At 55.0% G+C, this 23,673-nt stretch carries 18 protein-coding genes and 1 tRNA gene; 7 read left to right on the top strand and 12 right to left on the bottom strand.

Features of this window, described 5'->3' with window-relative positions; genetic code table 11:
• The first annotated feature begins 1,037 nt into the window (after positions 1–1,037).
• Genes H3U89_RS08420 through H3U89_RS06855 form a run of 3 tightly spaced genes read left to right on the top strand, consistent with a single transcriptional unit; the run spans position 1,038 to position 3,135 of the window.
• Positions 1,038–1,700 carry a cytosine permease gene (locus H3U89_RS08420; RefSeq protein WP_232345576.1) on the top strand — a complete coding sequence of 221 codons (663 nt, stop codon included), beginning with the start codon at positions 1,038–1,040 and terminating at the stop codon, positions 1,698–1,700.
• 9 nt (positions 1,701–1,709) lie between these two features.
• On the top strand, positions 1,710–2,501 hold the full coding sequence (locus H3U89_RS08415) for a purine-cytosine permease family protein (RefSeq protein WP_232345574.1): 792 nt from the start codon (positions 1,710–1,712) through the stop codon (positions 2,499–2,501).
• A gap of 58 nt (positions 2,502–2,559) precedes the next feature.
• On the top strand, positions 2,560–3,135 hold the full coding sequence (locus H3U89_RS06855; RefSeq protein WP_198179937.1) for a cysteine hydrolase: 576 nt from the start codon (positions 2,560–2,562) through the stop codon (positions 3,133–3,135).
• Positions 3,136–3,769: 634 nt separating this feature from the next.
• Here H3U89_RS06855 and H3U89_RS06850 read toward each other — a convergent pair.
• Entirely contained in the window at positions 3,770–5,005 is a 1,236-nt protein-coding gene (locus tag H3U89_RS06850; protein ID WP_269748839.1) for an MFS transporter, read from the bottom strand.
• 1,463 nt (positions 5,006–6,468) lie between these two features.
• Here H3U89_RS06850 and H3U89_RS06845 point away from each other — a divergent pair.
• From H3U89_RS06845 to H3U89_RS06830, 4 genes are all read left to right on the top strand, one after another.
• Positions 6,469–7,608: an MFS transporter gene (locus tag H3U89_RS06845; RefSeq protein ID WP_198202420.1), complete on the top strand. Its 1,140-nt coding sequence runs from the start codon at positions 6,469–6,471 to the stop codon at positions 7,606–7,608.
• Between the two features lie 448 nt (positions 7,609–8,056).
• Positions 8,057–9,349 carry an MFS transporter gene (locus tag H3U89_RS06840; protein WP_198179943.1) on the top strand — a complete coding sequence of 431 codons (1,293 nt, stop codon included), beginning with the start codon at positions 8,057–8,059 and terminating at the stop codon, positions 9,347–9,349.
• 882 nt (positions 9,350–10,231) lie between these two features.
• Positions 10,232–10,945 (top strand): Ltp family lipoprotein, encoded by a 714-nt coding sequence (locus H3U89_RS06835; RefSeq protein ID WP_198179945.1) that lies wholly within the window; start codon positions 10,232–10,234, stop codon positions 10,943–10,945.
• Positions 10,946–11,437: 492 nt separating this feature from the next.
• Positions 11,438–12,304 carry an Ltp family lipoprotein gene (locus H3U89_RS06830; protein ID WP_198179947.1) on the top strand — a complete coding sequence of 289 codons (867 nt, stop codon included), beginning with the start codon at positions 11,438–11,440 and terminating at the stop codon, positions 12,302–12,304.
• Between the two features lie 146 nt (positions 12,305–12,450).
• Here the strand turns inward: H3U89_RS06830 and H3U89_RS06825 are convergent.
• From H3U89_RS06825 to argF, 11 genes are all read right to left on the bottom strand, one after another.
• Positions 12,451–12,527: transfer RNA gene (locus H3U89_RS06825), tRNA-Arg, on the bottom strand.
• A 105-nt stretch (positions 12,528–12,632) separates the two neighbouring features.
• Positions 12,633–13,442: a TlyA family RNA methyltransferase gene (locus H3U89_RS06820; protein WP_415873561.1), complete on the bottom strand. Its 810-nt coding sequence runs from the start codon at positions 13,440–13,442 to the stop codon at positions 12,633–12,635.
• The gene (locus H3U89_RS08410) at positions 13,439–13,582 is read right to left on the bottom strand and encodes a hypothetical protein (RefSeq protein WP_232345572.1); all 144 of its coding nucleotides are present in this window, start codon (positions 13,580–13,582) and stop codon (positions 13,439–13,441) included. Before H3U89_RS08410 ends, H3U89_RS06820 begins: the two co-directional genes overlap by 4 nt.
• A 182-nt stretch (positions 13,583–13,764) precedes the next feature.
• On the bottom strand, positions 13,765–14,829 hold the full coding sequence (locus H3U89_RS06810; RefSeq protein ID WP_198179957.1) for an HAD-IIA family hydrolase: 1,065 nt from the start codon (positions 14,827–14,829) through the stop codon (positions 13,765–13,767).
• Positions 14,829–16,952, bottom strand: coding sequence for a helicase (locus H3U89_RS06805; RefSeq protein ID WP_198179960.1), 2,124 nt, complete (start codon positions 16,950–16,952; stop codon positions 14,829–14,831). Before H3U89_RS06805 ends, H3U89_RS06810 begins: the two co-directional genes overlap by 1 nt.
• Before the next feature lie 23 nt (positions 16,953–16,975).
• Complete coding sequence (gene tyrS / locus H3U89_RS06800; protein ID WP_198179962.1) at positions 16,976–18,307, bottom strand: tyrosine--tRNA ligase; 1,332 nt, start codon at positions 18,305–18,307, stop codon at positions 16,976–16,978.
• Positions 18,308–18,532: 225 nt separating this feature from the next.
• Positions 18,533–19,264: an SGNH/GDSL hydrolase family protein gene (locus tag H3U89_RS06795; protein WP_198179964.1), complete on the bottom strand. Its 732-nt coding sequence runs from the start codon at positions 19,262–19,264 to the stop codon at positions 18,533–18,535.
• A gap of 93 nt (positions 19,265–19,357) precedes the next feature.
• A complete protein-coding gene (argH, locus tag H3U89_RS06790) occupies positions 19,358–20,824 on the bottom strand; it encodes an argininosuccinate lyase (protein WP_198179966.1) in 1,467 nt (488 codons plus the stop codon).
• Positions 20,821–22,056 carry an argininosuccinate synthase gene (locus H3U89_RS06785; protein WP_198179968.1) on the bottom strand — a complete coding sequence of 412 codons (1,236 nt, stop codon included), beginning with the start codon at positions 22,054–22,056 and terminating at the stop codon, positions 20,821–20,823. Before H3U89_RS06785 ends, argH begins: the two co-directional genes overlap by 4 nt.
• A 59-nt stretch (positions 22,057–22,115) precedes the next feature.
• Positions 22,116–22,652: an arginine repressor gene (locus H3U89_RS06780; protein ID WP_198177529.1), complete on the bottom strand. Its 537-nt coding sequence runs from the start codon at positions 22,650–22,652 to the stop codon at positions 22,116–22,118.
• Complete coding sequence (argF, locus tag H3U89_RS06775) at positions 22,652–23,626, bottom strand: ornithine carbamoyltransferase (protein WP_198179970.1); 975 nt, start codon at positions 23,624–23,626, stop codon at positions 22,652–22,654. The genes H3U89_RS06780 and argF overlap by 1 nt, the downstream gene beginning before the upstream one ends.
• Between the last annotated feature and the right edge of the window lie 47 nt (positions 23,627–23,673).

Here is a 23,673-nt window from a genome sequence, read left to right as displayed (position 1 = left end):
ATGCCGGACCGCAACAGTTCTCCTCCCACTCCACCTGCGGCAAGGTTGTTCCATCGGGCAAGACGAGGTCCTGGAGCAAAGCACGTTGCGGATATCGATGAGACTCTATAAAGGTACCGGGCATGGTCACTTCGCACTCCTTCGTTGAGTTTCATCTTTTCCATACAGTATTTACAGAGAATGTGGCGCGCCAGCCTCAGACAACAACGAGCACACTTTCCAGAAGTCCCTCTTCACTAAACCGGAACCAACATGCAAATAAACCTGTACAATACTGAAGACATGACATGGATGTCCAAACCGGTCGATAGTGGTCGCCGATTCCAATCTCAGAGCGTGGCGGGCCATTTCGCCAAGCGAATCGAAGCAGGTGAACCGCTGAACGGTGATCGACCCTCCTTGAAACACCAACTTGCCCAAAAGTCGGGCATAGCACGAGGCACCATTTGGTGCACCGTAGTGCCCAGGCGTTGCTCAGATCCCTTAGGTCTCATCCGAACCCAAGACAGCTCACAACGATTTTCGATGCCTTACCCGTGCTCAGTCAGGCTGAGGATACGGCTCTGCAGACCCCGGTGGTCTAATCCCACATCTGGTCTTCCAGCCATGGTGAAGTACCGATCATCGCGTAGAAAGTTGGTATGGAATAACCGGCTGGTACAGGCCAAACAAAAGATGGCGGCACAGTTGCCTTCCGCAACTATGCCAAACCCTTGACTCGACTCTGATCGTGTAGATTGGTCCATACAGTTCCTGGCTCTGTCAGGACAGCCAGGTCCGAGACATCCTTGGATTCCCCTCCTCATCCCTCTGGATACCAAAAGGCAGGCGACTGCCATAGGTGCTCTGCACTAAACCATCCAAGTGGTGCCCCGCCCCGAAACAAACCCCTCGCCAAATCTGGCCACAGCCTTGTCTGCGACAAAAGCCGATCCGGTCCCTGCTCCACACCACAGGAAATCCAAGACTTTCCCAACTCCAACATGGCGTCCGTCCGGCAATCCGTCAACGAACACCACAAGATATAAGGAATCAACATGAATGAGCACAGTGCATCCAAAGAAGGAACCGGCAAAGGCTCAGCCCTGAGCGTTGAGGCCCAAGGCATCGACACCATTGCCGAGTCTGAGCGTAAGGGCAAGCCATCAAGTCTCTTCTGGCCATGGTTCTCCGCCAACATCTCAGTGCTGGCCATGTCCTATGGCGCCTGGGCACTAGGATTCGGCATCTCCTTCTGGCAGGCTACATTTACCACCATCGCAGGTGTCGTCATCTCATTCCTGCTTGTTGGCATCATCTCCATCGCAGGCAAGCGCGGCAACGCCCCAACCATGGTCCTCACCCGGGCAATTTTCGGCGTGGAGGGCGCCAAAGTACCGGCCGCCATGTCTTGGATAGCCACACTAGGGTGGGAGATATCCCTAACGACCACGGCCGTACTGGCAGCGTCTTCGACCATCGAAAAACTCGGCTGGGGATTAGGCGCAAGCCCGAAAATAATCTCTACCTTGGTAATCATCGGGCTGGTTGTGGTTGCCGGCATTTACGGCTACGACCTGATCATGCGCCTCCAACAGATCATCACCATCGTCACCGCGATTGTAATTGCAGGCTTCTTCATCATCGGTTGGGGCAATATCGACTTCTCCGCCATCTCATCCGCCCACTCCGGTTCCTTGCCAGCCATGCTGGGCTGCTGATTCTTCGTGATGACAGGCTTTGGCCTGGGATGGGTCAACATCGCAGCGGACTACTTGCGATACCTGCCCCACAGCGCCTCCAACACCGGAATCGTTGTCTGGACCACCTTCAGCGCCTCCATCGCCAATATCTTCCTTATCGTCTACGGCCTGCTCCTGGCCGTCTCCAACAAAGGCCTGGCCGAAAACGTGGGCAACGACCCCATCGGAGCCATGGCTAGCATATTGCCGACCTGGTATCTGGTTCCATTCACCATCGTTGCGGTGCTGGGGTTGATAGCTGGGGCCATCATGGACAACTACTCCAATGGTCTGGCCCTGCTCTCCTTCGGCATCAAGCTCCCGCGGACACTCGCAGCAGCCATCACCGCCGTGCTGACCGTAATCGGAGTAGTCTATGTAACCTTCTTCTCCTCCACATTCATCGGCCCCTTCCAAGGCTTCCTGATTACGCTCGGCGTACCCATGGCCGCCTGGGCGGGCATGTTCGTAGCCGACATCCTGCTTCGCCGGAAGGACTATGACACCACCGACCTCTATCAATCCGAGGGACGATATGGTTCCTGGAACATCACCGCTTTCGCCATCCTTGCCATCGCCACCTTCCTTGGCTGGGGACTGGTGGTGAACTCCTCCGCCAACTGGCTCAGCTGGCAGGGATACCTACTGGGCCCCATCGGAGGTAAGGACGGGACCTGGGCAGCAGCAAACCTGGGTGTCATCGTAGCCCTGGCTGTCGGATTCCTCGGAACGCTCCTCTTCCAGAAGGGCGATATCCGTCGTCAGGAGAGCACCGACTGAAATCACAAGGGGCGCAGAAGGATGCGCTCCATACTCCACTACAGGAAAGGAAATTGTTATGATCAACGATGATGAATGGCTGGTGGTGATTGACCGCCAGGAGGTATTCGCCCACAACGAGTGGTCCCGTTGGGCCTGCTCCGACGGCACCTACTATCAGACCAACAAGAACTACATCCGTCTCGCCAAGGCATACGGCGACCGCGTTGCTTACACCAGATACATTGCGCCGCAGCCGCTAAAAGGCGTATGGGTGGAATATATGAACGAATGGCCGGAATTCCAGGTCCCCTCCGACGATCCCATGTATGACCTCACACCAGAGACCGCCGAGCTCGCCAAGGGGCATCCAATTGTCTCGCTCAGCACCTTCGGCAAGTGGGGGCCGGAATTGCAAGCGGCAATAAAAGGTTCCCAGAAGATAGCCCTGTGCGGTGTCGCCACCGATGCCTGTGTGTTGCAGACCGCCTTGGCGGCTGCAGACCAAGGTATCGCCGTTCGATTGGCAGCAGATGCCTGCGCCGGATCCACACCGGAACACCACAAGCTGGCAATCGATACGATGGCCCTGTTCACACCGCTCATCACCATCACTGACACCGATTCACTGCTAGAGAGCCACAAAGCAGACTAGTCATCATATTTCAATATATTTTTAACTGGAAGGTGGTTCTTCTCTTACAAACCGAAGAACCACCTACAGCATAAATCAATGATACATTGAGTACTTTGAGCGTCTGCTGATCACCTGATTACACGTTACCTATAGTATTTAACTGCCACATGTATCGTTAGGTGAATTGCCGATCAACCAAATGACAGAAGGTAAAATACAACAGACCCCCAGCGAAGTGCGCCCGTTAGTGCATAAATAACATACACAGACATCAAAAGAATATATGAAAAATATAAGAGCTATACGAGGTGTACACACGGTAATACAACGCGTCAAAAGCAATGGCTTAATCACTGCTCCACTGGCATACATAAGAAGCTAACGAACCCCGAATCCATGCGCCAAAATTGCACTCAAGAAGCTGGCTATCAATGAAGTCCCAGTCAAAGCAGTAGTCAACGACGCACGCAAAGCAGCCCCTGAGCTGCATTTGTTTTAGAAAACTGTCGCTTTGTAGGTCGATGCACTATAGCATGCTCTGAAAACTCCGCGGAAATTGGATCGATAGCTTTATCAAAGCATCCCGCCCCTATCTCAGATATAACTATTCTCTTTAACGATAAAGTCCTCATGGATATCTTTCACGGTGAAACTAATCGTTATGCACCCTCACAAAAGTCATCAACAGTATACCTACTATTGAGACTACGAAAAGTTCAACCGCTGATATTCCGATTCCTAATCTTGAACCTATCTTATTGGCAACAAATCCGCCAAGTAAATAGCCTATAGAATTCACACCGATTAGAACTGCCTTGTATATACTCGTGACCCTACCAAGATATTCTTGCCCAACTTCATTCTGTCGATTCGTGATTATACTGATATTGAGAATCGACTCATTAATCGCAATGCATGCAATAGAAGAAACTAAAATTACTAAATTCGTGCTTAATGCAAATACTGTCCGAAATAGAGATCCAGCAATAATCGACAGTACCAAAAGTTTACCAAACTCGATTTTTTTATTTAACCAATTTACTACGACTGTTCCAATTAGGGCACTGACTGCTGCGATGGACAAAATCAAACCAATTTGGTCAGAAGAAAGACCTATTTGTTGACGTAAGACGATCAGACTATCGTTCTGAAAGTTAGCCGATGCTATATTAACCAAGGCGGCAAGCACAAGAGGGTACAGAACAGCGCGAATTTTAGCAGTGTATCGCACCCCATCCTTTATATCTGTGAATACTACATTTATACTGTACTTAACAGAGGATAACCTTGCAGAAGGGTCGCTCTGGGATACCAGAATTATATTATTCACCAGCAATAGGCTAATTAAATAGAAAACCGCGCAAATTGCAGTCAGCAAACTGTTAGGAAAATATTTATACAGCACTCCCCCTAGTATGGGTAAAGCGAAATTGACACCATACTGTATTCCGTAAACCGTACTGTTTAATTTCGAAAAATCCTCCTTTTTGACTAAAAATGAAACAAAAGTAATTTCCGACACTGTACTTAAAATATTCATAACACTTACTGCAAGCGAAACTATGTAAATGACAAAAATCATAAATGCTAACGGTATTTTCAACGCCAATGCGAGAGCAAGAACCGAATAACTCAGCAACCTGATCAAATCACTAAAGACAATGATCTTCTTTACATCTAATCTATCTATTATCGCACCTATCGGAAGACCCAAGATAAGGAACGGTATTGTTTCGATTGCAGAGATAAATGACAGATGTATTCCGCTACCTGTTATATCCAGTACCATGAGAGGTAACGCAAACATCATTAAAGAACTCCCAAAGTTATCCGTAACTACTGAGGAAAGATATAATCTGTTGTTCCTATTCTTTAATAAATTGTCCATGAAAATATCCGAGGCCTTTATCTCCGATTAGTATTACTTTATATGAGTGAACGTCTCGTTCTAGAGCGACAGCATCCATACAAATTACGACTATTTAATCTAAATCTACTAGTTTCTCCACCATTAGCTCGTCTATAGTGTTATTCGATACAGTCAAATAGTAGCAATTGTATATGTCATAATCTATTTAAAATCTTGATCAACCACGGGAGATAAACGGATATAAATGACTAACAAAATCATTATTACCCTCTTGTATCGAACCAATTCTGCAAGTAGGGCATGACCGGGGAATGAGTGAGGGTTCCCCGTCAGTTGCTGCCCCCCCCCCCGCAAGCGTGGTACCGGGCGACAGGGGGGGGGGGTGGCATTTTTGCTCAAAAGAATTGATGGTTTGGGTCTGCCGAACATGTTTTGTATAGAATTCCAAGGTGTCACCTAAAGTTGATAGATTAATTGAGTCTCTGGGTTGAGATTTGGATAGTTGCTCCAAATGATCAACTTACGTTAACGATTTTTTACCTCAGATTAGAGACAATCGTCATATACTGTCTATCGGTAATCCTTACCTGCTTCAAAAAAAAATTAAACTGTCTGTTTACCCGAGCAACGCAAAAGTCTCTCTCGTTCTCCTGGATTTTGCACAAACGAACAGCTGACGTATGAAGAAGTAAAATTATTAAAATACTATAGTTCAACAACCACTAATCTATAGTTTTGAATTTGCAGCAATAATAGGACCACTTCGGAGCACAAAGGTAACGGCCTTATCAGAAAAATGATAAATAATTGCATATCATTTTTCGAAGATTGCAGACATCAAACTTTTATCCAATACAGGATGGTTATTAACAATCTCACGGTCAATCCCTTGACCGTACCAGGCTGACCCTGCTGCCGCAGGTCTGTGACCTTGCTGAAAAGCCTTCAGGAATATCGGAGATCCGCGCATCGGTTCGAACATATTCGGTTCTCAACTCCTATGAACATCTCATCGTCTGCGTGCCATCGTTCAGAGAGCATCAATCCGACAAACCATTAAGAACCATCACGAACACTTACAGTGAAGACCAAATCCATTCAATGACATGCTTCATCCGGCTTCAGATAAGAAGAACAATGATCAAGATTCCGGAGAACATCACGTCGAACCGGAACCCGCTTAAGGTCTCAAATACAAAAGTCTTAGCCAGCTACGATCCTGCCATATCTGCATTATGCCCTGCTTCGAATATTGCCTCAGCATTAGTGAACCACCTATTCCTATGACGCATCCCAAGCGTAGCTCTTTGTCACTAGAGCTTGAAGCCATCTTGATGCGAATCAACTGGATTGAACGACATTGTATTAGGCGAAGGATCAACGCTCCGTATTTACCACACAGTGTAGGGTTTATACGAAGGCGAATATAGAAAACCTGATTGAAATTGCAGACTCATTCGTAGGTCCAACCGTGAGCGTTTTTGGATACACTCACGATACGGAAAAGTGACCGGATAAATTATATTCTCCATCAGCCCAAGAAAGAGAATTATAATAAAATAAGAATGAGTTCAACTGCAAGATTGGCAGTGAAAGGGTCTAAAGGTCTTTCCACGATAGCATGTGGCCAAATTGCTTCTGCCCTTACTTTTTATACTCCTGTAAGTGCTGTCCTTCTTACTTCCAGAGGCCTAGACGACTCAGAGATTTTCACACTGAAAAGCGTGCTTCTCCTCTCAATATTGTTAGTCGAGATGCCCTCTGGTGTTTGGCGGATAAAGTTGATAGAAAGCGCCGATTATATTAGGTTTGCGCTTAGTGCTGTTTCAAATATAGTCTATGCTCTAGGCCAGGGCTTTGCTTGGTATGTGGTGTTCTACGACATGAGTGGTTTCAGCATTGCGCTAATCTCAAGCATATTAGAAGCATATGTTTACGAATCTCTTAATAAGGATGCAGACAAGCTTGCGATAGGGGTCTTCGGCTTCTGTAAATCACTGGAACTCATAAGTGGCGTGCTTGCCTCATTGTGCGGATCCTACCTCGCTCACCTAAATATCTCGTTTCCCGCACATGCAACCGCTATTGTCCCGTTCATCGGGTTCTTATTCATGCTTAGACTGCCTTCTATCCCTGTGAGCAATTGCAAACACAGTACAAGCAAGAGGTCATTTCTGCAGGATTTGATGAAGGGAGCAAACGTATTGATAAGAAGGCCTGTTCTCGCTTTCGTTAGCATCACATCTAACGCTTCGTTCGTGCTTTTCAACGCTGTTTATGCGTTAAATCAACCCTTATATGAACATACGAATTTGCCTATGTCATACTGGTGCTTGCTGTCATCCACTGCTCTTATTTTAGCCGCAGTTTATAGCTACCTTTCTGACAAGCTTGAGGTATACCTGGGAAGATCAAAAGCTCTCTTTTTAGCCTTTACTATAGGGGCAGCTGGTTTCGCGCTCATGGCAGTTCCTTCACCAATCGTTGTAGCGATCGGATTCCTGCTTGTCGTAATGGGTATGAATGGAAGGGGACCCATAACTTCGGCAGTTGCGAATAGTCTGATTCCGTCTGATCAGCGCTCCACTGTTCTTAATATTCCGAGCTCGCTAGGTGCTTGATTGGCAAGGTCTGTAACTCAATCATAGGTTGGAGTGCGGATCTAAATACCACAATCACTACTATTGGAATCGCCGGGATTTTAGTTCTGATTGCGAACAAATATATGAAGAATACCTAATGGCTGTACGCATATCGAGCAGTAGAACCAACATGGGAAATCTGATATATAAATGCCGCAAAGATGCAGCATATCGTTTTCAAGAAGACAAGATTTGATTAAGAAGTCCCCGAAGCACCTGAACCTAAACTCGTGGAGCATAAAATACGGTACTGAGCCGAAGCGCGGATTTTACTAGACCCAAATCGGCCATTTTGAAATCAGAGATAAACAAATCATGGAAGGCATAATATTATTTATTAAGGAATTTGAATTCAACACGATGAAATCCTTGAAGGTTAACAACATTCTGCTGACTGAGCCATAAGTAGACGAAGGATGTATGCCACATGTTAAGCAAAGCAGCGACAACATTCGTAGTCCTCAAAGACGTTTTGAGACACAAACCATTGGTTACATTATCGCTTGGTGCTTTCTTTACCAGTCTTGTCGGTGGAATCGTCAATCTCTTACTGACCATTCATGTATACGATATTTCGGGATCGTCGCCACTAGCGGTCAGTGCCCTTTTTTTAGTTACCTTTATGCCAAATTTAATTGTAGCTCCGCTATTTTCTGGTATAGCTGACAAATATAATCGCAGAATTGTTTTAGCAGTGGGTGGAACGCTACGAGCTCTTTGTTGTTTGTTGCTCGCATTTAACCATAACATTGCTGTTTCATTTATTCTTGCTTTTGTTATAACAAGTATAGCTGCGGTTATGAAGCCAGCGCGATATGCAAAAGCTGCTGAACTAGTTTCAGATTCAAAACTGTCAGTTCTCAATTCTGTTTTATCTTTCATGATCAATGCTGCAGGTATCGCCTCAGGCGCCCTTGACGGTTTGCTCACCAATTTCAACAGTATCGCTGTATTTGCGGTTGCTGCTTTTGGTAGCTTAATTGCTGCTTCACTTGACGGTTGCTATTCACATGAGGAGCATAATTCGAAGCGAGCTGTCGATTCACACAATGGTTTTCGCGAAAGTCATAGTATTTCCTTCTGGGTTAAGTCAAAAGGGATAATTTCTTCAACCACCATTCGATTAAAAAATGTTTTAGACCTTATCAAAAAGGAACGACTTCTTGCTGCCCTGTCCATTGTTGTTCTTGCACTTTGGTTCGGCCTCGGACTACAAGAAACTCTACTCGTTGTTTTCACCCGTACGGTGTTACATGCTCCAAACTCTGTTTACGGGTATTTGAACACGATTGGATCCATTGGGGCACTTATCGGAGCAGCACTAGCTGCACCTTTTTCCTCAAATACCCGATCAGCAATAAAAAGTTTGCCAATGTCCCTCATCGCTTCTGGAATAGCCTTCTGCGCGTTTGCATTGAGCGGTCAATCTCTGATTTTCGCTTTCTGCAGCTTTTTTGTATTTTCTTTATTCTATACAATTGCCAATGTAATTGAAGAATTACTTGAGCAAGTTCTCTCCCCAAATGAATATAGAGCTTCTGTAATGTCCACTATAGGCGCGGTAGGTACGGTCGGATATCTTATCGGAGGATCTCTAACCGGCTGGTTATCAGACTTAGTCGGTCCTACGAATACCGCAATTCTAGCGGCAGTTAGTCTAATAGGCGCAGGAATCTTTGCGGGATTGACCATGCTTCGATATCGAGTAGAAAAGGTTTAGTTCAATTTTGTCCAACAAGAAAAAGTAATTAGTTGATAATCATAATTCAATATTTAAAGTAAGGCATCAATAAGATGTCCGCGGATATACATGCATCCATTTAGAGCTGTATTGACCTTCCTCGTGGTTCTTTGCGTGATATAGCTGTGCTTCTAAGTATGACTAACCGGAAGGGTTGATGACGCATCGGTCAGCCTACCGCAATGGATTCAGTTACTGCTCACCAGAAATGCAGGTTAGTGCTTGCATGACCAGTACTGTTCACAACAGAGCGATGTTGTACGGAAATACATTGATTTAGGGTTGAGAGTTCCACGCCTCACACGGATACAGCCAAGGCAAGGTGGCAGACGCCCTGGGCCATGCAAGATCCGCAATGTCGGACTGGCTAAATGCAAAGCCTCCGATAGACATAGCCGTTGCCAATGAGATCTGCGACTATATCGTGTCGGACATCAGGGTGGTCATCCGCAGGGCCGAGCAACGTATGACGGAAAGCCTAGCCCCTATCCTCTCTGACTGTGGATTCCCTTCGACTCTCAGAGGATAAGAAGGCGCCTTATGTGCTTGGACACGGTCAAGACGGGCGACCATCCACTGGCAGCACACCGATGCTACTAGAACAGGCGTTACGGTCTGCGTCTGGAACGCCGTACAAGGCGCGAAACCGCGCTGAAGCTCGCCAACCCCTCGAATATCGGATCGTCTGCGAACCCGACGCCACCCTCCAAATCAACCAGGGCTACCAGCCCATACCGGATTCGAACCAGACGGGCTGCAAAGCACGAACCGGCCCCCCCCCCCCCCCCCCCAGGCACGACCATCGTACAGAATAAATGGTAGCCTGCTGGTAGTCATAGAGGATGAAGGGAGAGGTAAGTCATGTCCAACGCTGAACAGACCCCACAGACTCCGAAGACCCCACAGACACCCGTGCCCCCATGGATGCAGCCACCCGAGGAAAAGCCGATTTACAAGAGGGTCTGGTTCTGGATCGTCATCGCAGTCGTTGCCATTCTTGCTTTTGCCGCAACCGCAGGATCAAACATCAAGCTGCCAATCAGCGTCCCTAAGATCGAGACAGCCGGCATATCACAGCAACTGAACAAGATGAAGAAAACCCCAAAGGACCCTGAAACCCCTGCCAACCCTAACCCTGACGATCGCCAGGCGGCTCTGGCTCAGGCGCAAGACTACTCTGAGGTTCTGCACAAGAGTAAGCAGGGCATCTACGATAGGCTCACCAGCGAGGATAAGTTCACGCCCGAGGCCGCCCAGTACGCCGTAGACCACCTCAAAGCCGACGACAAGGCCAATGCCCTCGCCGCAGCCCAAGATGACGAGAGAATACTGCACTTGAGCAAGCAGGGCGTCTACGACAATCTCACCAGGGATGAGAAATACACGCCTGAGGACGCCCAGTACGCCGTAGATAACCTCAAAGCCGACTACAAGGCCAATGCTCTCGCCGCAGCCAAATATTTCCAGAAAATGCACATGAGCCCGGCAGAAATCCAGAAGCAACTCACCAGCCAGTACGGAGAGAAGTTTACCCCTGAAGAAGCGGCCTACGCCATGCAGCACCTCAAACAGTAACCAGATTCCAACGGACCAGCCCGCTCCGGCCGGGCTTTTCCTTTGCGAAGACTTTGTCGCTTAAATGTCGCACAAAATCGTGTTTCAGACGAATCATCAAAGCAAGAGACAAGCCTCCACAACCTATGCGTCTGTGGGGGGGGGGGGGGATTGACTCTGTGCCGCCACAGGGTTCAAGCCACTGACATGCTGATTAAGAGGCAGCTTCTTTTTTGCGACTTGTACCACTGTATCCTCCCCACCCGAGATGACAAAACGCTGCATCAGCTGGTGTTATTGACTTTTCGACTCATTAAGCAATCTCCGACAAGCGCCACAATTGCTTGTGCCAAACGATTGTCGGATATGTCGTAAGTCGTCGTATTCCACATATTTGTTACCCCTCGTGTTCGCCACACCTGAAAATTCAGGAACCTTCCAGCTGACTAAGCAGTTCTGGACTTGCTGGTAGCCTGCTGGTAGTCATAGAGGATGAAGAAAGAGGGATAAGTCATGTCCAACGCTGAACAGACCCCACAGACCCCACAGACTCCAAAGACCCCACAGACACCAGTACCCCCGTGGATGCAGCCGCCGGAGGAAAAGCCGATTTATAAGAAGGTCTGGTTCTGGGTCGTCATCGCCGTCGTTGCCATTCTTGTTTTTTCCGCAACCGCAGGATCAAACATCAAGTTGCCAATCAGCGTCCCCAAGATCGAGACAGCCGCCATATCACAGCAACTGAACAAGATGAAGAAAACTATAAAAGCTCATAAAAAACCTGCTAACCCTGACTCTGACAATCACCAGGCGGCTCTGGCTCAGGCGCAAGACTACTCTGAGCTCCTGTACATGAGCAAGCAGGGCATCTACGATAGGCTCACCAGCGTGGATAAATTCACGCCCGAGGCCGCCCAGTACGCCGTAGACCATCTCAAAGCCGACTACAACGCCAATGCCCTTGCCGAAGCCAACCACTACCAGAAAAGAATGCACATGAGCAAGCGGGGCATCTATGATGAGCTCACCAGAGAGGATAAATTCACGCCCGAGGCCGCCCAGTACGCCGTAGATAACCTCAAAGCCGACGACAGGGCCAATGTCCTCGCCGCAGCCAAAGATGACGAGAGAATACTGCACTCGAGCAAGCAGGGCATCTACGATGAGCTCACCAGAGATGAGAAATACACGCCTGAGGACGCCCAGTACGCCGTGGACAACCTCAAAGCCGACTACAAGGCCAATGCCCTCGCCACAGCCAAAGACTACCAGAAAATGCACATGAGCTCGGCAGAAATCCAGAAGCAACTCACCAGCCAGTACGGAGAGAAGTTTACCCCTGAAGAAGCGGCATACGCTATGCAGCACCTCAAACAGTAACCAGATTCCAACGGACTGGCCCGCTCCGGCGGGGCTTTCCCTTTGCGAGACCTTTGTCACACAGATGTCACACAAAATCGGGTTTTGGGGAAACTCCGCAAGCAATGGAAAAGCCCCGCAGCCATTGCGGCTGTATGGCTTTCGCGTGGTGCGCCAGACAGGATTCGAACCTGCAACCTGCTGATCCGTAGTCAGCTGCTCTAATCCGTTGGGCTACTGGCGCATGTCATCTCGACGAGGACCTCGTTTTGACAACTCATTTATATTACCGCAACTGTAGATTCTGTCCAGTCTGGTGTGTCGTGCGGGAAGCGGAAAGCCACAGGCTTTAAGCCGACTGTGGCCAAGACAGCCAGAGTAGATATTCCATGTTGCCATGGACACCGGTTATGGGCGACGGCATGGTAGCACGGACAATAAATCCATGCTCACGCGCACAGGCCAAGACCCGCTCCAAAGCCTCTTGCCTGCTGTCCTCGTCCGTCACAATGCCATGATGACCCAGCAGACTACGTCCGACCTCAAACTGGGGCTTGACCAGCAGCAGGCAGTTGGCAACAGGCGCCAGCAAGGCAGGCAGGACTGGAATGACATAAGTCAGCGAGATAAAAGACACATCCGAGACCACGTATTCCGGACGATAAGGCAGGTCCCCCGGCTGAACTTCGCGTATGTTGACACCGCTCATGTCAATCACCCTAGGATCAGCGGCAATCCGTTCAAGCAACTGTCCGTGGCCCACATCAAGGGCGATAACTCGTCGTGCACCATGCCTGAGCAGGACGTCTGTGAAGCCGCCCGTGGAGGCCCCGATATCGAGGCAGAGCCTGTCCCGCGGACCAGCCATCCCCTGCGCCGCAAAAGTCGTCAGGGCGCCTTCCAGCTTCAGCGCTCCCCGAGAGGCATAGCCATCGCCCGGGTCCAGCAGGATCACATCGCCTGGCTGAACACTCTGAGCAGGTCGTGAAGCCAGATGATCGTTAACCGTAACCCGTCCCTGACGAATCAGAGCCTGGGCTCTGGCACGCGAATCCGTCAACCCCTGTGCGGGCAGGATGCGGTCAAGCCGGTCGTGGGCAAGAGCCACGGTTCTTCGCCGACCGTCCCCAGCGCTGACGACCGTATCCTCATTGTTCACTTGCCCTCCCGCTCCAGGTCCTGCTTGAGACCGGTCAGCACTTTCCCGAGCAGCTCGACCTGTTGGGCATCATCCAGATTATCCAAGTCAGCCAAATCAGGGAAACGCTCCAAAAGAGGAGCCATGGCTTGCTTATCCATGGGCTCTTCAGATGCTGACGCAGTCGTATCCTCATCAACTGCTCGTGAAGACCACTCAGAACGCTCGGACTCTACAGGCTGCTCGGTCTGATCAGACTGCCCATGTAGCCCGTAGTGATTGGATTCCTGGGATGATTCGCTCGCTTCAGGCTGTCCGGACTTGACCTCTTCAGACATGTCCGCTATGCCCCTACGACAAAGGCGGGCAGATCCAGCGAGTCCATGTCTCCACCACGATCCTGGTACTCCCAGAGCGCACAGGCACAGGCTCGCACAGCATCCAAATCAGACAGGGGATCGCCACCTGCCTCAAGAGCGCGCAGGGTGACATGCCCGTCATCGTCCACCCTTGCGGTTTGGCCGCCGCAGTGCCAGGTTTGGTCTGCCTCCTTACTGGGCTGGGGCTGTGGCGCAGTCAGGCCGCGCAGGTCTTCAGCCAGATAGGTCGGCCGCAACTTGGCCGGTGCAGTTAGAATGGCGGGGGTTCGGGCCACGCCTGTCAGGACGACCATGGAGTCGTACCCGCCCCGGTTGGCTGCCTCGATGTCGGTGTCCAGACGATCGCCCACGGGAAGGCATCGGTCAACGTCGAAAATCTTCTCTTGGCTATCCGCTAACAGCTGCCGAGCCTCGTCGTACATGGCCGATTCCGGCTTACCGGCCGAATCCTCCGGCTGCTTTCCGGTAGCCAGAATCACCGGTTGGAGCATAGCTCCATTGCCGGGCGCCATGCCACCTTCACGGGGCAGGGTCTGATCCTTGTTGGTAGTGAAGTAACGTGCACCATTTTCAATGGCAAAGGCGGCCTGGGCCAGGTCCTGCCAGCTCAGCTCGGGATACCAGGCCTGAATGACGGCCTCTGGCTTATCTGCGGCCTTGCTTACCGGCACCATTCCGTTGAGGCGGATCTGATCACGTAGATGATCGGATCCTATGACCAGCACCCTGGCGCCCTCCTGCAGGTGTCGGCGCAGCATTCGTGCGGCGACAACGGCCGAGGTGATGACCTGGCCATCGTCCAGGGTTAGACCGAACCCGCGCAGCTGATCGGCCACTACATGGGGAAACCGGGATGCATTGTTGGTGGTGTAGGCCATGCGCATGCCGAGCGTCTGAGCGCGGTCGATGCCCTCGGCCGCATGCTCGACAGGGTCAGCACCCCGGTAGACCACCCCATCCAGGTCAAGCAGTGCCAGATGATAGGTCTTTGCCGGAGCGTCGTCAGTTCCTTTGAGGAATACGGTCACTATTCAGTCCTAGCTTCATCAGGCGTATCGGACTCATTGACCTGCTCATCCTTGGCCTGTTCAGGTTCATGATCGATAGCGCCTGCCTCGGATCCTGCAGCCTGGACAGTCGCGTCACCGTTGTCAGCAGCAGATTTATCGGCGACAGCCACGTCAGCTTCGCTACCGTTCTGGTCACTTTGAGACCCATCGTCCGAAGTTTCTGCATCAAGGCGAGAGGACTCCCCCCCGGGTTGCTTCACAGTATCTGACGATTCCGGCACTTCAGATTCCGACACTTCAGATGAACCAGTTGAGTCGGACGAACCAGTCGAATCAACTGCGTCGGATGTATCAGTCGAATCAGATGAGTCACCAGTGTCAGTTGAGTCCGCTGAATCGTCCGAAGCAACTGATTCTGGAGATTCCTCAACCAGGCTGTCATCGGCACCCTGATCGGATGCATCGGTGACATCAGACTCGGCGGCCTCAGTCTCAGCTTCAGCCTCATCCGAATCATCCTCGCCGCCATCCGGGTCGATGGAGAGATCCTCCATCATGGCCGAATCCAGGTGCTCCAGGTCGTAGTCAATCAGGATCTCCTCGGACTGCCCGTCCTTCTGATCGTCCTCATCCTCATCGGCATACTCTGCTTCCAGCCGGTCCAGCAAGGGTTCCAGTTCCAGAGCCTCCTGGCTGCGACCAGCCTGTTCGAGGAAGTTCTGCTCGGCCTGCACGGCACGCATCCGGTAGTCGCCGCTGAGCCCCCGGGCCTTGACCAGGGCCTGAACGGTCTCGATGGCCTTGTCCCACAGGCCCAGATCGCCCAAGGCTCCGGCATAAACCAGGAACATCTCCGCCTTGGACTCGCCCTGCAGCTGACTGCCTTCCTCGGAGGTGGCCTCCTCAATGGCCTTGCGGGGATTGCCCAGACCACGCTCACAGTCGGCGATGAAGGGTAGGTAATCAGAATAGCCGTTCATGCGGTGTGCGGTGCGGAACTCCTTCAAGGCCAGCTTGTAGTCGCCCTGACGGTAAGCCACCAGGGCCAGCGTCTCCCGGGCAAGATCGATCCGGGAGGCCTGTCGTGCAGCCCACTTGGCATGAGCCAAGGCTCCCTGAGGGTCTGTCTCCTCTAGCGCGTAGGCGGCCAGGATGTGCAGTCCGATGTTCTCCGCATGCTCCTTGCTCAGCCCGCGCAGGCGCAGGCGATCATCCTTGGAGAGCATGGACCATTCCAGGCCTTTGGGCATCTTGGGCTCGCCAGGCCGGCGATCCGTGTAGGGATTCTGCGAGGGGTAGGAGATGGTTCCGTCAGAGTTGCGACGACCGCGGTCATAGCCATTCTGGCGGTCACGCTGATAGGCCCCGCGTCGGTCGTCGTGACCATGCTGGCCCTGATACCTGTTGCCATGGGAACGGTCGCCCCGATAGCCGCCTTGACGGTGGTCGTCATGAGAACGGTCACCATAAGAACGCTTGCCATAGGGACGGTCCCCACGTGAACGGTCCTGACGTGGACGGTCATCCCGGGAGCGGTTGTTCCATGGACGATCACCGCCAGAGCGTTCATCCTGTCGACGACCAAACCTACGGTCGTCACCCCGACGACGGTCTCCGTGGAAGCCCTGACCACGATCACGGTCACGATCATGCCGCTGGTAGCCATACCCCGACCGACCGCCGTCGTTGTCATGATCGCGATGCCTGTAGCCGCCGTTCCTGTTGGCGTGGAAGTCGCGACGTGGACGGTCGCCATCCTGCCGACGGCCGTGGCGGTCGTCACGCTTGTCGAAATGCCGGTCCCGATCGGAATCCCTGCGGAAGCCGCCGTGACCATCCTGACGGTCATGCCTGTATCCGCGATTGTCACGGTCGAACCGGTCGTGTCCTCGCCCGCGGAAGGGCCGCTGGCCATTCCTGTTCTCGGAACGACGCTCTTCGCCGCCTTCGCCGTCATGGTTGTGGAAGTTGCCGGAACGGTGACCTCCTGAACGATATCCTCCGGAGCGGTACCCGCCCGAGTGAGAACCGCCCTTGTGGAAGCCCGAAGAGCGACGGCCGCCCGACCGGAAGCCGCCTGGGCGCGAACCGCCCCGGTCCCGTCCGCGATCGCTCCGGGAATGATTGTGTTCTTCTGCCATCAGTGTCCTTAATTCCTGCGTTCCTACTTGCCGGCCCGACGCTCAAGTGCGCCCAGGGCCTTCTTTCCTCTGCGAACCAGGGCGAAGCGCCCGTGCAGAAAGTCCTTGTTGCCCAATACCTGATCCGGATCCTCGACACGCTGGTTATTCAGGTAGAAACCGCCCGAGGCCACAGTCTTCCGAGCCTCGGAGACCGAACGGAAGAGTCCGGCCGCAACTCCGGCCTCCACCAGACGCTGACCCTCGCTGGCCGCAGGCAGGGCTCGTCCGCCTTGACCATCATCGACCTTGAGGCCGTCCAGTGCAGAATCCAGCACATCCTCGTCCAGCTCCTCCAGGGTCTTGCCACGACCGAAGAGGGCACTCGAGGCATCGATGGCCCCCTGGGCGGCATGCTCACCGTGCACATAGGAGGTCACCTGCCAGGCCAGGACCTTCTGGGCCTCGCGGGCACCAGGATCCCGGGCGGTCCGCTCCCCCAGACGCTCGATCTCGGCCTTGGGCAGGAAGGTGAAGGTCTTCAGCAACTTGACCACCTGGTCGTCAGGCTGGTTGAACCAGAACTGGTAGAAGCGGTAGGGGCTGAACATGGTGGGATCCAGCCAGACCGCGTTGCCCTCGGACTTGCCGAACTTCTTGCCCTGGGAGTCCGTAATCAACGGGCTGGTCATAACGTTGACAGAGGCATTGCGAACCTTGCGGATCAGGTCCAGACCGCTGGTCAGGTTCCCCCACTGGTCGCTGCCGCCAAGCTGCAGACTGCACCCGTAGCGGTCGAAGAGCTCCAGGAAGTCGTTGCCCTGGAGCACCTGGTAGCTGAACTCGGTAAAGGAGATGCCCTCGTCGGAATCCAGACGGCGGGCCACCGTGTCCTTGGCCAGCATGGTGCCCATGCGGAAGTTCTTGCCCACATCACGCAGGAAGTCGATGGTGCTCATGGACCCGGTCCACTCATAATTATTGACGAACCGGACGGGGTTGTCTCCCTCGGTATCCAGGAAGCGCCCGATCTGTCCACGCAGGCGCTCGGTCCATTCGGCCACGGTCTGCTTGGGATTCAGGGTGCGCTCCCCAGACTGCCGAGGGTCGCCGATAAGTCCGGTGGCTCCGCCCACAACGGCGATGGGATGCAGACCCGCGGCCTGCAGGTGGCGCATGTTGAGCAGCTGGACCAGATTGCCCACGTGCAGTGAGGGAGCTGTGGGGTCAAATCCGCAATAATAGGTCACCGAGGGGTCGGCCAGCACCTTCCTGAGCTCGGACTCGTCCGTGCACTGGGCAATGAGACCGCGCCACTTGAGTTCGTCGAAAAGCGAGTCGAAACCCGCCTGCCTGAAATCGGTGACCTGCGACATGAGAGGCTACTCCCTATCGAATATTTGATGAATGTATGCTAAACCCTACTATTCTTGCAACAGATACCGACACGGCAGGGCCCCGGACCGCCGCAGACAAGGCCGCATCAAGCCGGAGTCACCAAGACATGAAGCCGGGCTGATCATTCATTGCGGATCAGCCGCTGTCGATTGACTATTGACCGCTAACTGTTTCGCTAAGGCAGGGCGACTGCAGCGTGGAATTCATGAATGCGCGGTCACGGACAACTGATCGATCAGGTCTTGGGGAATGTGGTCGACCACGCAGGAGGCCATGCGCCGGTAACCCTCGACCCCCGGATGGAAGTGGTCAATGCCCCAGAAGTCGGGTCGGTCGGTGCCAACGTCGTCGCGGGTGGCATCCACGAAGGGCACCGAGGCCTCTTGACAGACCTGACGGCTGGTCTGCGTCTGGCGGGCTATCCGACGCTCCACCTCGGCCCTGAGCGCCCGGCCCAGGGCAGGATCCCGATAAAGTTGACCGGAGCTCAGGACCAGCACCCGACGGCCCTTGCCCTTGGCCAGCTCGATGCTGGCAGCCAGGTCATCCCGCCACTGCTCGTCGGTGCGGTTGGCCATGATGTCGTTGGATCCTGCACACAGAACCAGTAGATCAGGATGATCCTGCAGGGCGGGCAGGAAACGGTAGCGCACCCTGCGGATGGTGGCCCCCAGCCGACCCTGGGTCGACCAGGATACCGGACGTCCCAGTCGGGCGGACAGGCAGGCGGCTATATCAGGGACGAAGCCCTGGCTCTGGTTTTTTACCCCGCAACCGACCGCCATGGAGTCGCCCACCACCAGCATGGTCAATGGCTCCAGGTCGCGGCCTTGGTCCGGAGGCAAGCACAACCCCTGGCGGGAACCAGGCGGCTCCTTGGCCAGAGTGATGTGCTGCTTGGCCCACCAAGCCTGGACCAGTGCCACCGGATTCATGTTCGCCGCCGCCTTTCACCGTTTACTCTTCCTGTTGAGGAATTGCCGTTGGGCATTCTAGCGCGGCCACCGGTCCGGCGAATATCAGAAACTTCACCTGGGGGGACGGTAGGCAGGCCCATCAGACTGCGAGTCGGCGAAGGTCTTCAGTTCCTCCAGCGCACGTGCAGCCTGGTCCATCTGCTCCTTGACCCTCTCCGGTGCAGTGCCTCCCTGGCCCCGGCGAGCGCGCACGGCTCCCCCGGCGGTCAGGACCGAGCGAACCTCCGGAGCCCGATCTGCGGGCACCCAGTCAGCAAAAACCTTGACGAAATCGTCGTCATCCAGGTCGGCCAGCTCACAACCACGACCCTCGGCCAGCTTGACGCAGGCCCCGGAGAGTTCGTGGGCATGCCGGAAGGGCACACCCTGCCTGACCAGCCACTCGGCCAGGTCGGTGGCCAGGGCGAATCCTGTGGGGGCCTGCTCCTCCAGGCGGTCCTTGTTGAAGGTCAAGGTGGCGACCATGCCGGCAAAGGCGGGCAACAGGACCTCCAGGGTGTCCACCTGGTCGAAGACCGCCTCCTTATCCTCCTGCAGATCGCGTGCATAGGCTGTCGGCAGCCCCTTGAGAGTGGTCAGCAGGCCTGCCAGATCCCCGACCAGTCGACCGGCCTTGCCTCGGGCCAGCTCGGCAACGTCCGGATTCTTCTTCTGGGGCATGATGGAGGAACCGGTCGAGTAGCCGTCATCCAGGCGTACAAAAGCGAACTCCTGGGTGTTCCAGATGATGATCTCCTCGGCCAGCCTGGACAGATCCACGCCGATCATGGCGGCGACGAAGGCGAATTCGGCCACCACATCCCTGGCGGCTGTCCCGTCGATGGAATTGGCGCAAACCCGGCTAAAGCCCAGATCCCGGGCCACTGGCAGGGGATCCAGACCAAGGGTGGTGCCAGCGAGCGCGCCAGATCCATATGGGCTGGCATCGGCACGCTTATCCCAGTCCCTCAGGCGTTGCAGGTCACGGACAAGAGGCCAGACATGCGCCATGAGCTGGTGGGCCAGGAGGACAGGCTGGGCATGCTGCATGTGGGTGCGGCCAGGCATGACCGTGGTACCCGCCGCACGGGCCTGATCCATCAGAGCCTGGGCCGTGCTTAGCAGGTCCTTGGCCAGCACCCGGGCGTGACGACGCAGCCAGATTCGAATCAGGGTGGCGATCTGATCGTTGCGCGAGCGTCCGGCCCGCAGCTTGCCGCCCAGCTGGTCCCCCGCTATGTCAATGAGGCCGCGCTCCAGGGCCGTGGCCTCGTCCTCATCGCCAGGCTCAGGGGCGAAGGCGCCGGAATCCACCTGATCCTGAAGCTCATCCAGGGCCTGCTCCATGCGTGCCAGCTCGCCATCATCCAGCAGTCCAGCACGGTTGAGGGCCCGTGCGTGGGCTCGGGAACCAGCCAGGTCGTCGTCGGCCAGCCGCCAGTCGAACTGGGTGGATCGGCTGAGCTCGACCAGGGCCGGCGAGGGCCCACTGCTGAAACGCCCGCCCCAGAGGGCCATGGGCTTGTCGCCGCTGCTCACCGCTCTTGTCCGTCCTGTGCGATGCCGTTGCCGAAGCGCATGTCACGGGCGGCGGCCACCTTGTCTGCCAGGCCGTAGATGGCGATGAACCCGTTGGAGGCGTTCTGGTCGAAGCTATCGCCGGACTCATAGGTGGCCAGGCTGTAGTCGTAGAGGGAGCTGTCGGAGTGCCGACCGGTGACCACGGCCCGCCCCCCGTGCATAACCATACGGATGCGGCCGGAGACGTAGCGCTGGGTCTCCTCAATGAAAGCGTTCAGAGAGCGGACTGCCGGCGAGTACCACTGGGCGTCGTAGACCAGCTCGCCCCAGCGCTTGTCGATGTCGCGCTTGATCCGGTGCTGTTCGCGCTCCAGGCAGCAGTTCTCCAGCTCCTGGTGGGCGGTGATCAGGGCCACGGCCCCGGGTGCCTCATAGAGCTCACGGGACTTGATGCCCACCAGCCGGTCCTCGATCAGATCCACGCGTCCGATCCCCTGGGCTCCGGCCCGGCGGTTCATCTCCTCGATGGCCTCCAGGGGGGTGACGGCCCTGCCGTCGATGCGCACAGGGATGCCCTGCTCGAAGTCGATGGTCACCTCATCCTCGACCGGCGGGAAAGCCGGGTCGTCGGTGTAGGAATAGACGTCCTTGGTGGGCCCGTTCCAGGGATCCTCCAGGTAGCCGGTCTCGATGGCCCGTCCCCAGACATTCTGGTCGATGGAATAGGGGCTCTCCTCGGTCTGCTCGATGGGCAGGTGGTGCTCCTTGGCGTAGGCGATCTCCACATCCCTCATCAATCCCAGGTCGCGGATGGGGCTGATGGCCTTCAGCGAGGGGTCGATGGACATGATGGAGACCTCGAAACGGACTTGGTCGTTGCCCTTGCCGGTGCAGCCGTGGGCAATGGTGTCGGCACCGTACTGGTGGGCCGCCTGGACCAGATGCTTGGTGATCAGCGGCCTGGAGATGGCCGATACCAGCGGGTAGACGCCCTCGTACATGGCATTGGCCTTGAGTGTCAGCATGCAGTAATCCCTGGCGAACTCGTCCCGGGCATCCACCACGACGGATTCGACGGCCCCGCAGTCCAGGGCCCGCTGGCGGATGGTCTGCAGACGCTCGCCGCCCTGGCCCACATCCAGGGAGACGGCCACCACATCCTTGCCGGTGCGCTCCTTGAGGTAGGGAATGGACACCGAGGTGTCCAGGCCGCCCGAGTAGGCCAGCACGATGCGATTGTTTTCGGTCATGGCGATCCTCTTTCCTTCTAATTTCACACTTGCAGATATTCAGTTCGCGCTTTCACCGATCATCGGGCCCGGGAGTCCTCCTGGCCGGAGACGATGGTCATGAGCCAGTCGGCCCGGGATGATGCCGCTTCATCGTCGGCTGCGATGATCAGAATCGTGTCGTCCCCGGCTATGGTGCCCAGGATGCCCTTGATGGGCTGACGGTCCAGGGCGGAAGCCGCATACTGGGCGGCGCCGGCCGGGGTTCTTACCACCAACAGGTTGCGGGCCCGGGCCACCGAGGTGATCAGCCCGGTCAGGATCTTGGCCAGGTAGGCGTCGGTCTTGTTCTCCCCCTCGACCTCGGGCCCTTCGGCGGCAGCGGCCTCCATGGCCTGCTGATCGGTGGTGGCGGGAATCCAGTAGGCCATGCTCCCGTCTGCATACCGCAGCTTGGTGGCATGCAGGTCGTCCAGGTCCCGGCTCAGGGTGGCCTGGGTCACCTCGATGCCCTGCTCAGCCAGGAGGGAGGACAGCTGCTGCTGGGAGTTGACCCGATGTCGGTTCAGGGCCTGGCGGATGGCATCCAACCGGGCCACCTTGGTCGTCGGACGCATCAGCACACCCCCTGCAGGAGGGATTCGTCACCCCGGGAGCGTGCCACCAACCAGGTCATCAGTGCCTTCTGGGCATGCAACCGGTTTTCAGCCTCGTCCCAGACCACGGACTGGGGGCCGTCGATGACCTCGGCCGTCACCTCCCGGCCCCTGTAGGCGGGCAGGCAGTGCTGGAAGAGGGCATCCGGGCGGGCATGGGCCATAAGTCGGGCGTTGACCTGATAGGGCAGGAAGGGATGGGAGCGAACGTCGTACTGGTCCTCCTCGCCCATGGAGACCCAGGTGTCGGTGAAGATGCAGTCGGCGTCCTCGACGGCCTGGACCGGATCCGTGGTGACCAGAATGGATCCTCCGTTTTCAGCGGCCAGGGTCCGCGCCTGGTCAACCAGGCTCGGATCTGGCAGGAAGCCGTGGGGGCCGGCAATCCGCACGTTCATGCCGGCCACCGCCCCGCCCAGCAGATAGGAGTTGGCCATGTTGTTGGCTGCGTCGCCCAGGTAGGCTATGGTCATGCCAGCCAGGGCGTCGACCCCGCCCCGGTGCTGGGCCAGGGTCAGGAAGTCGGCCAGGACCTGGCAGGGGTGGAAGGAGTCTGTCAGCGCGTTGATGACGGGCACATTGGCATGGGCGGCCATGGTCTCCACCCGATCCTGTCCGAAGGTGCGCCAGACTATGGCGGATGTCATCCGCGTCAGCACGTTGGCGGTGTCCGCCACGGGCTCGCCACGGCCCAGCTGCGAACCAGGACTGTCGATGACCATGGGGTAGCCGCCCAGTTGGGCCACGCCTACGCAGAAACTGGTTCTGGTGCGCGTGCTGGGCTTGTCAAAGATTATCGCCACGGCTTGAGGACCCTGGAACGGCCTGGACAAATAGGGATTGGCCCTGAAGGCCATGCCCAACCGAAGCACCTCCAGCTGCTCCTCGTGGTTGAGGTCGTCGTCACGAAGCATGTGCCGCAAACCGCTGTTCATCTCTGCCTCCCTTACGGTGTCGTCACGATTGTCTCTGAATGCTGTAA

Origin of the sequence: Bifidobacterium sp. W8104 (assembly GCF_016100735.1) — a bacterium.
Taxonomy (GTDB): Bacteria; Actinomycetota; Actinomycetes; order Actinomycetales; family Bifidobacteriaceae; genus Bombiscardovia; species Bombiscardovia choladohabitans.
This window is presented reverse-complemented; position numbering and strand designations above follow the sequence as displayed.

Excerpts from the sequence above, each read along its gene's own strand:
- argF (WP_198179970.1), bottom strand. The coding sequence starts at position 23,626 with ATGAACAGCGGTTTGCGGCACATGCTTCGTGACGACGACCTCAACCAC.
- H3U89_RS08410 (WP_232345572.1), bottom strand. The coding sequence starts at position 13,582 with ATGGATAAGCAAGCCATGGCTCCTCTTTTGGAGCGTTTCCCTGATTTG.
- H3U89_RS06835 (WP_198179945.1), top strand. The coding sequence starts at position 10,232 with ATGTCCAACGCTGAACAGACCCCACAGACTCCGAAGACCCCACAGACA.
- H3U89_RS08420 (WP_232345576.1), top strand. The coding sequence starts at position 1,038 with ATGAATGAGCACAGTGCATCCAAAGAAGGAACCGGCAAAGGCTCAGCC.
- H3U89_RS06795 (WP_198179964.1), bottom strand. The coding sequence starts at position 19,264 with ATGAATCCGGTGGCACTGGTCCAGGCTTGGTGGGCCAAGCAGCACATC.
- H3U89_RS06830 (WP_198179947.1), top strand. The coding sequence starts at position 11,438 with ATGTCCAACGCTGAACAGACCCCACAGACCCCACAGACTCCAAAGACC.
- H3U89_RS06780 (WP_198177529.1), bottom strand. The coding sequence starts at position 22,652 with ATGCGTCCGACGACCAAGGTGGCCCGGTTGGATGCCATCCGCCAGGCC.
- H3U89_RS06855 (WP_198179937.1), top strand. The coding sequence starts at position 2,560 with ATGATCAACGATGATGAATGGCTGGTGGTGATTGACCGCCAGGAGGTA.
- H3U89_RS06785 (WP_198179968.1), bottom strand. The coding sequence starts at position 22,056 with ATGACCGAAAACAATCGCATCGTGCTGGCCTACTCGGGCGGCCTGGAC.
- tyrS (WP_198179962.1), bottom strand. The coding sequence starts at position 18,307 with ATGTCGCAGGTCACCGATTTCAGGCAGGCGGGTTTCGACTCGCTTTTC.
- H3U89_RS06840 (WP_198179943.1), top strand. The coding sequence starts at position 8,057 with ATGTTAAGCAAAGCAGCGACAACATTCGTAGTCCTCAAAGACGTTTTG.
- H3U89_RS08415 (WP_232345574.1), top strand. The coding sequence starts at position 1,710 with ATGACAGGCTTTGGCCTGGGATGGGTCAACATCGCAGCGGACTACTTG.
- H3U89_RS06850 (WP_269748839.1), bottom strand. The coding sequence starts at position 5,005 with ATGGACAATTTATTAAAGAATAGGAACAACAGATTATATCTTTCCTCA.
- H3U89_RS06805 (WP_198179960.1), bottom strand. The coding sequence starts at position 16,952 with ATGGCAGAAGAACACAATCATTCCCGGAGCGATCGCGGACGGGACCGG.